At 67.6% G+C, this 8023-nt stretch carries 7 protein-coding genes; 5 read left to right on the top strand and 2 right to left on the bottom strand.

Translation table 11 applies throughout. The features are described from left to right. Window positions 1-1902 (bottom strand): recombinase family protein (locus tag QHF89_RS46100; protein ID WP_284721831.1); only part of this gene is annotated, 1902 nt, incomplete at its 3' end. 167 nt (window positions 1903-2069) lie between these two features. Between QHF89_RS46100 and QHF89_RS50300 the strand changes: the two genes are divergently transcribed. Continuing rightward, a complete protein-coding gene (locus tag QHF89_RS50300; RefSeq protein ID WP_136973002.1) occupies window positions 2070-2393 on the top strand; it encodes an MYXO-CTERM sorting domain-containing protein in 324 nt (107 codons plus the stop codon). Window positions 2394-2759: 366 nt separating this feature from the next. Here the strand turns inward: QHF89_RS50300 and QHF89_RS46095 are convergent, their stop codons facing one another. Further along, the gene (locus tag QHF89_RS46095) at window positions 2760-3704 is read right to left on the bottom strand and encodes a DUF1349 domain-containing protein (protein ID WP_136973003.1); all 945 of its coding nucleotides are present in this window, start codon (window positions 3702-3704) and stop codon (window positions 2760-2762) included. A 207-nt stretch (window positions 3705-3911) separates the two neighbouring features. On the opposite strand from QHF89_RS46095, the gene QHF89_RS46090 reads away from it, so the two are divergent. The 4 genes from QHF89_RS46090 to QHF89_RS46075 all read left to right on the top strand — a co-directional run bounded on the left by QHF89_RS46090 (window position 3912) and on the right by QHF89_RS46075 (window position 8021). Then, complete coding sequence (locus QHF89_RS46090) at window positions 3912-4538, top strand: hypothetical protein (RefSeq protein WP_136973004.1); 627 nt, start codon at window positions 3912-3914, stop codon at window positions 4536-4538. Between the two features lie 98 nt (window positions 4539-4636). After that, window positions 4637-5281, top strand: coding sequence for an Isoquinoline 1-oxidoreductase subunit (locus QHF89_RS46085; protein WP_136973005.1), 645 nt, complete (start codon window positions 4637-4639; stop codon window positions 5279-5281). Next, on the top strand, window positions 5278-5745 hold the full coding sequence (locus tag QHF89_RS46080) for a (2Fe-2S)-binding protein (RefSeq protein WP_136973006.1): 468 nt from the start codon (window positions 5278-5280) through the stop codon (window positions 5743-5745). Before QHF89_RS46085 ends, QHF89_RS46080 begins: the two co-directional genes overlap by 4 nt. Continuing rightward, window positions 5742-8021 carry a xanthine dehydrogenase family protein molybdopterin-binding subunit gene (locus QHF89_RS46075; RefSeq protein WP_136973007.1) on the top strand — a complete coding sequence of 760 codons (2280 nt, stop codon included), beginning with the start codon at window positions 5742-5744 and terminating at the stop codon, window positions 8019-8021. Before QHF89_RS46080 ends, QHF89_RS46075 begins: the two co-directional genes overlap by 4 nt. Window positions 8022-8023 lie beyond the last annotated feature (2 nt).

The following is an 8023-nucleotide window of genomic DNA, read 5'->3' as shown; positions in this document are numbered from 1 at the left end:
TCCAGCGCGCGACCAGCCGAGCCCACTGCTTCGCCGTCCTCCGTGCCATCCGTCCTCCAGACGCGTTGAGGGCAGGGTGAACGGCTGGCGCGGGGGCTCCAAGATGTAGTTGGCCGGGCGCTTACGCATATTCTGCCGAGCGGGCCGCCTCGGATCCTCATCCCCCAGCGTCTCGAGCGCCGGCAAGCGCCCTTCCGCATACCGGACCGCCATCGTCGCCGCGTCGCTCCATTCCACTTCTATCCCCTCCGGACCGATCTTGATCCTCTCCAGCATCGCCGCGAGCGCCCCGCGCCTCGCCGGGACGCGCATGCTCGGCCATTGCGCTCCGATCGCCCGAAGCCACGCGAGCGCCCCTTCACGATTCGCGACCGTATCGGCCGAAGCTTCCGCAGACAGGGCCCGCTCCTCCGCGTCGATCGCGGCAAGCTCTCGCTCTATCCGCGCCGCTTCCGTGCGGATGACATCCATGGACCACGCGCCGGACGAAACCATGGAAACGAGATTGCTCCGCGCCGTGACGAGTTTCGCGCGCTGCACCCTGAAATTCGGCGCGTGAGGCGACGCGGGAGGCGCCTTCGATAGCTGTCTCTCCAGCGCCTTGTAATGACGCACGAGAAGCCCCTCGATCTGCGAATCGATCTCGTCCTTCCGATTCCATGGAGCATCCTGGCATCCAAAGCGCTGCGCGTTCTTCAACGTCGGCGCGATACGTTTATGGCAAACGTACCATCCTTCATGCACGTTCGTCTTCCCCGCAGGTCTGCACGAGATCGTCGATCCACAAATCGTGCATTGAGCAAGCCCGCGCATCAGCCAATTTACGGTTCTCGTATCCACGCCAGGCTTGCGTCCATAGGAGCGACGTCCAACCAAGGCATGCTGGGCCGCGTGCCACATTTGCAGGGATACGATCGGCTCGTGCGCGTCGACCCATTCCGCCGGCTTCTGCGTGAGTTGGCGCCTTTTATCCGGCCGGACGGGCGTCGTCGCAATCTGCCCGGCATACATCCGGTTTTTGAGGTTCAGCAGGATCCAGCTTGTAGCGAACGCAGCGACGCCCGGATACTTCGTTTGACAATGCCGCGAGATCTCCGGAGCGCCCTTTCCCGCAAGGCACATCTCGAACATCTCGCGAACGATCGGCCCTTTCACCGGATCGATCTCCAATCTGCGGGGCTTGTCGTGCCCATCCACGCCCTTTGCGCGCACATACCCGAACGGGGGTAGACCCTCCACGAATTTGCCCATTGCACGGAGCCGCTTCTTATTGCCCTCCGTGCGCTCGCGAATACGAGCCCTCTCCATTTGCGCGATGGAGGCCCATAACGCCATTTGCGTCTCTCCCTCGGGGGTAGAGGCGTCGAATCGCTCAGCAAGCGAGAGGAAGCGCGCCCCGCGCTTGATGATGTCCCGTACAGCCGAAATCGTGAACACGATATCGCGAGAGAACCGATCGAGCTTCGCCACCACGACGAGATCCCCCGGGCGGACCGCCTTGAGCAGGGCCGCGATCTTCTCTCGCTTCTCCTGGGACTCGACGCCTCCCGATTCCGTCTCTTCAAAGTCGATCGGCTCGGGGAGGCGCGCATACTGGCAATAACGGAGGATCTCTTCGCCCTGGGCCTCGAGCGACGTCCCGGATCGCATCTGCTCCATGGTCGAGACGCGCCGATAGGCGAGCACGCGCGACGTCCCGGCGTGGGGACCGTCGAGCGTCAGGACACGCTTGACCGTGTGAGGATCGGCGATCGTGGGCCCCGCGTTCACGGGCACCGCGTTCACGCTCGCGGGCGTATCCGGCGCTACTTCGATGATGGAGACCTCGCCCGGCGGGCTCACGTGCGCGCCCTGCTGCCCTGCCCCGCGCGCCTTGCTGCCCTTGCTGCCCTTGCCGCTCATGGCGGAAAGGATGGCCATCTTGGGATCCATGGTCCAGACCTCGCTTGACGAACTTGCTGATGCTGAACGTATGAGCAGTCAATCTGCCCGGTCGCGCGTCGCGTTCAGAATCGCGTAAGTGCTTGAAACATTTATGATTACGACCCAGGTATCACGTACCAAATAGATTGCGTGCTGGAAGCGGGAGCGGGAGCGGAGGCGGGAGCGGAGGCGCAGGCGGGGGCGGAGGCGGGGCCGGCGTTCCGCCGCCCGTCAACGGCGGCGAGGGATGCGACTGTCGGGTGACGCCGGGCGAAACGAAGCCGCTTCTGCCCTTCGGCGCCGCGGCCTCCCTCCTCCTCCTCGCGCGCCTTCGCCGCACGACGCGCCGAGCCTCCAAGTTGGTTCGGGAGTGCTCCAAAATGGAGCGCTGGGTGCTCCATTTTGGAGCGGGAAGGCCCCAAAGTGAGATCCGGGCGGCCGGGATCGGCCATGGGGAAGCCCCGAAGTGAGATCCGGACGGCCGGGATCAATCATGGGGAGGCCCCAAAACGAGGTCCGGGCGCTGGGAGTGCGTCCTGGGGAGGCCCCAAAGCCAGGTCCGGGCGATCGGGATGCGTCCTGGGGAGCCCCCAAAGCCAGGTCCCGGCGCTGGGGGTGCGTCCTGGGGAGGCCCCAAAGCCAGGACCCGGCGTTGGGCGTGCGTCCTGGGGAGGCCCCAGCGCCAGATCCCGGCGCTGGGGGTGCGTCCTGGGGAGCCCCCAGCGCCAGATCCCGGCGGTCGGGACGGTCTTTGGGGAGGCCCCAAAGCGAACCTCCCGTGTGCAACAGGAATCTTGGGTGAACCTTGGAAGCTAGGGCCGCATCGCCGTCCTCGATCACCGCTGGGATACCGATGGCCTCTGAAAACGAACGTAGTCGAAGCGACTGATGAGGTCCGGCACGCCGTCGGTGATGACGCGGTGGTGATACCTGTCGACACGGTTGAAGATCAGGTCCCACTTCAGCGAGTCGTAGTCCGTGTACGCGATGAGCCCCACCTGAAGCGTTCGCGGCAGCTCGGGACGCTCCTCCCGGCGCATGACGCGCCAATCTTCCTTCTCCGCACGACGAAGAAGCGTGATGCGCGTGCCGACGCGCGCGATGCGAAGCTCCACCCAGCCGGGGGTTCGCGGGCTGAGCTCGAGCCGACTCGAGCTGTCTTTGGTATTCTTCGTCTCGAACTGAGGGACGCCGTCACCGTCGCCGGTCCCGGCCGTGATGAAGATCCAGTTCTCCGTGCCTTCCTTCCAATTCTTGCGCCCCTCGTCGTGGGGTGCACGAGCGAGCAGACCCGCCAGCGAATACCCCCGCGCGGGTACGTCCGTGCTCGCACCCGTGACCAAGACGCGCGTCGTGACGATGAAATCACCCGTCACCTTCTTGAAGAGGAACGGCGCGTGAAAGTCGCCGAACCAGAAGCTCGCATAGGGTTCCAAGGTGAGATTTCCTGGGTTCGCCGTATTGGCGTCCAGCTTCTTGATCTCCTCCGGCCATCCCTCCACGTCGCTCAGCTTTGCCCACTGCGAAAGCGTGGAAGCGTCCTCGAACTCGTCGCTCAGCGGCGCGAGGTCATCGTTGCCTTGGGGGGAGGCGTCGACGGCGAGCGTTTTCTCGTCCGCATGAACGTCCCACTCGGGCCCCACCCGGTCCACATGGCTCACGAAGCAGCCACTGGCAAACGTCGCAGCGCCAAGCGCGAGTGTGAGGACGGCCATGTGCCTTGGGGGGCTCTCGCGCTCATGATTCCGGAGGGCATCTTCTTTTTTGAACTTGGTCAGCATGTGGATTCTCCTCGCGAGCGGCTCGAGACCGAGCGCGCTCTCCGCCGTGGCGATGTCCCGCGCCCTCCGACATGAAGAACTTTGGGCTGAACCCTCCCGATGAAGGAAGTGATATGATTTCATGGACCCCGATGCATCGCGTGCATGATCGCTTCGACACGATGGACCTTGGAGGAGGTCGCCTCGGCCTGATATTGGGAGAAGACCATGCGAGACCTTTTCGCCACCCTGATCGACCAGCTCCACCGCGTGCCCGAGGTCGTCGTGCTCGGCGCCGAGCTCGGGCCACCAGCTTCGGCCGAGACGCTCGCGCGCCTCGACGCCTGGTTCGACGGCCCCGTGCCCGGCGACGTGCGCGCGTTTTACGCCGAAGTGGGCGCCGTGCAGATCCGGTGGATGGCGGCGAAGAGCCCACGTTACGTCGGCCGCGAGGACACGTTCCTGCGCGGCGTGGTGCCCTGGGAGTACGCGCTCTTCGACACGATCGAGAATGCAAAGGAGGACGGCGTGCTCGTCCTGCCGCCCCTCGACGTGGTCCTCGATCGGTCGTGGGAGAACCTCATGGACGGCGTCGACATCTGGGTCGGCGGCGAGATCGACGAAGGACCCCAGGTCGAGGAAGGCGACTTCGACCACGAGGTGCGTATCTTCGACTTCTCGTCGTTCTACGACTGGCCGGGCTTCTTCCGCGCCACCGGCCTCGTCGGTGTCGGCACCGACCACGGCATCGACTGGTCCGGCGAGCGCGTCCGCTTTCGCGCGCACCTCGACGACGCCCTCGACGAGATGCGAGGACGCCTCTCCGCCGCGCGTCGCGGACAGACCACGTTCTGACGCCCCCGGCGCGTTCGGGTTTTTCCCGACACAAAAGCACGAAGCCTGCTGCGGGAAGGGCTGATGGCCGGCCGCCCGCTTTCGCGCTATGCACGGCCATGCACCAGCGGCTCCTGCCTTTTGCGGTGGCCTTCGTGTTCGCCGGCTGCGGAGGTCCGACCGGGGACACACCGAAAGGCCCCACGGACCTCCGGAAGGTCGCCCCCGGCGAGCTTCGCGCGCCGTCCGACTTCGCGGGCATCCAGGACACCCGCGCCCGCTCCCAGGCCCTCTTCCTCGAAGCGAGCCGCGTGCTCACGCACCCGCGCTGCGTGAACTGCCATCCGAACGGCGACATCCCCCACCAGGGCATGAACATGCAGCTCCACGACCCGCCCTCCGTGCGCGGGCCCGACAACCACGGCGTCGTCGGCATGGAATGCACGAGCTGCCACCAGGACAAAAACCAGGCGCTCACCCGCGTCCCCGGCGCGCCCCACTGGGCGCTCGCGCCGATCGAGATGGCGTGGGTCGGGAAATCGCCCCGCGAGATCTGCGAGCAGATCAAGGATCCCAAGCGGAACGGCAGCCGGTCCCTCGACGCGATCGTCGAGCACAGCGCCCACGACGCGCTCGTCGGCTGGGGCTTTCATCCGGGGGCGGATCGTGAGCCCGTCCCGGGGACGCAGGAGCAGTTCGGCGCGATCGTCGCGGCCTGGGCAGAGTCCGGGGCGGAGTGCCCCGCGGAAGGGGCGAGACCATGAGCGTGCGTATCCGCGTGAACGGCGTCGACAAGACGCTCGACGTCGACCCCGACATGCCCCTGCTCTGGGCCCTCCGCGACGTCCTCGGCTTGACCGGGACGAAGTACGGGTGCGGCGAGGCGCTCTGCGGCGCGTGCTCCGTGCACCTCGACGGGCAGGTCGTGCGCGCGTGCGTGACCCCGGTGCGCCGCGCCGACGGGCACGCCGTCACCACGATCGAAGGCCTCTCGCCGGACGGGAATCATCCGCTCCAGCGCGCGTGGGTCGAGCTCGGCGTGCCGCAATGCGGGTATTGCCAGGCCGGGCAGATCATGACCGCAGCGGCCTTGCTCAAGGCGAAGCCCAAGCCGTCCGACGACGAGATCGAGCAATCGATGGCGGGCAACCTTTGCCGGTGCGGCACGTATTCGCGGATCCGCGCGGCGATCCGCAAGGTCTCTGGGACGCCGGAGGGCGAGCGATGAGCCAGGATGCCATGCGCGTGACCCGGCGTTCGTTCCTCGTCGGGCTGAACCTCTCGTTGGCCGGCCTCGCGATTGGCCTGCCTGCCCTCGCCGACGAGCCGAGCGGCCGCGCCGGGCCGAGCCCCCGCGCCGCGGCGCCCGAGGACGGCCCGGGGCTCCATCCGAACCCGTTCATCCACGTCGCGCCGGACGGGACGGTGACGCTCGTCTGTCATCGCTCCGAAATGGGCCAGGGCGTGCGGAGCACGATTCCGGTGCTCTTCGCGGACGAGCTCGGCGCGGACATGAAGCGCGTCGTGATCCGCCAGGCCGACGGCGACAAGAAGTACGGCGACCAGAACACCGACGGATCGAGCAGCATCCGGAAGTTTTACGACGATCTCCGGTACGTCGCCGCCACCGCGCGCACGATGCTCGTCGCGGCCGCGGCGGCGAAATGGAAGGTAAAACCCGAGACGTGCGAGGCGCGGGGGAACGTGGTCGTCCACGTGCCGACGAAGCGCACGCTCGGCTTCGGCGAGCTCGCGGAGGCGGCGGGGAATTTGCCCGTGCCCAAGCGCGAGAACGTAAAACTCCGGCCGAAGAGCGAGCTCGGGTGGGCGAACAGCACGTCCTTGCCGCTGCTCGACGGGCCGGCGTACGTGACGGGTCAGGCGGTGTTCGGGGCCGACCTGAAGCTGCCGGACATGCTGATCGCGGTGATCGCGCGGCCCCCCGTGGTCGGGGGAAAGGTCGCCCGGTACGACGCGACGCGCGCCCTGAAGGTCCCGGGCGTCAAGCGGGTCGTCGAGATGCCCGCGGCGGCGCGGCCTTATGGATTCCAGCCCTGGGGCGGGATCGCCGTGCTCGCGGAGAACACGTGGGCCGCGATGCGCGGGCGCGCGGCGCTCGACATCACGTGGGATCCCGGGGACAACGCGGGCTACGACTCGGTCGCCTACCGGGACACGCTGCTCGCCTCCGTGCACGCGCCGGGGACGACGTACCGCAACCTCGGCGACGTCGACGCCGCGTTCGCCAAGGCGGCGCGGATCGTGGAGGCGGACTACGTGGTCCCGCACCTCGCGCACCTCTCGATGGAGCCGCCCGCGGCCCTCGCGCGGGTCACGGGCGGGCGCTGCGAGGTCTGGTCGCCGACGCAGCACCCGCAGGCGGCGCGGACGCAGGTGGCGAAGACGCTCGGCCTCGGCGAGGACGCCGTCACGGTGCACGTGACGCTGCTCGGCGGCGGGTTCGGGCGGAAATCGAAGGCGGATTTCTCGGCCGAAGCGGCGTTCCTCGCGCGCGAGGCGGGCGTGCCGGTGCGCGTGCAATGGACGCGCGAGGACGACATCCACCACGACTATTACAACACGGTGAACGCGCAGCAGATCCGCGCGGGCCTCGACGCGAAGGGCAAGGTGATCGCGTGGCAGCACCGGACGGCGTTCCCGCCGATCAGCTCCATCTTCAACGAAGCCGACCGGCCGGGCATCACGGACCTCCAGCAAGGCGTGCTCGATCTCGCCATCGACGTGCCGAACGTCCGCGCCGAGGCGTGCCCGGCGAAGGCGCACGTGCGGATCGGCTGGTATCGGTCGGTCTACAACATCTTCCACGCCTTCGGGATCGGCTCGCTCATCGATGAAATCGCGCACGCGCGCGGGGCGGATCCGCGGGAGGTGTGGCTCGACATCATCGGCCCGCCGCGGATCATGGGGCTCGCGGCGCTCGGCATCGAGAAGCTCGCGAATTACGGGGAGAGCCTCGAAAAACATCCGGTCGACGCGGGCCGGCTGCGGCGCGTGGTCGAGCGGGTCACGGCGTCCGCGAACTGGAGCGAGCGGAAGAAGGACGGCCGCGGGTATGGCCTCGCCGCGCACCGGAGCTTCGTCTCGTACACGGCGGTGGTGCTGGCCGTCGTGCCCGACGAGCGGAACAAGGTCCGCGTCGATGAGGCCTGGATCTGCATGGACGCGGGCCTGGTGGTCAACCAGGAGCGCGCCCATGCGCAGATGCAGGGCTCGGTGGTGATGGGGATCAGCAATGCGTTCTTCGGCGGGGTCACCATGAAGGGCGGCGCGACGCAGCAGTCGAACTTCCGGGACGCGCGGATCGCGCGGATCGGCGAGGTGCCGCGGAAGATCCACGTCGACCTCGTGCCGAGCGACGGCCCTCCGTGCGGCGTGGGCGAGCCGGGCGTGCCGCCGGTCGGCCCGGCGCTGGCGAATGCGGTGTTCGCCTTGACGGGCAAGCGCATCCGCGAGATCCCGCTCGTGCGGGGGCTTTTTGTATAAGC

This window comes from Polyangium sorediatum (genome assembly GCF_029946465.1).
Taxonomy (GTDB): domain Bacteria; phylum Myxococcota_A; class Polyangia; order Polyangiales; family Polyangiaceae; genus Polyangium; species Polyangium fumosum.
The sequence above is the reverse complement of the archived record's forward strand: the minus strand, read 5'-3'. Positions and strand labels throughout refer to the sequence as shown.

What these genes read in the sequence shown, in the direction of transcription:
- QHF89_RS46085 (WP_136973005.1), top strand. Translation starts at nt 4,637, where the DNA reads ATGCACCAGCGGCTCCTGCCTTTTGCGGTGGCCTTCGTGTTCGCCGGC.
- QHF89_RS46095 (WP_136973003.1), bottom strand. Translation starts at nt 3,704, where the DNA reads ATGCTGACCAAGTTCAAAAAAGAAGATGCCCTCCGGAATCATGAGCGC.
- QHF89_RS46090 (WP_136973004.1), top strand. Translation starts at nt 3,912, where the DNA reads ATGCGAGACCTTTTCGCCACCCTGATCGACCAGCTCCACCGCGTGCCC.
- QHF89_RS46080 (WP_136973006.1), top strand. Translation starts at nt 5,278, where the DNA reads ATGAGCGTGCGTATCCGCGTGAACGGCGTCGACAAGACGCTCGACGTC.
- QHF89_RS46075 (WP_136973007.1), top strand. Translation starts at nt 5,742, where the DNA reads ATGAGCCAGGATGCCATGCGCGTGACCCGGCGTTCGTTCCTCGTCGGG.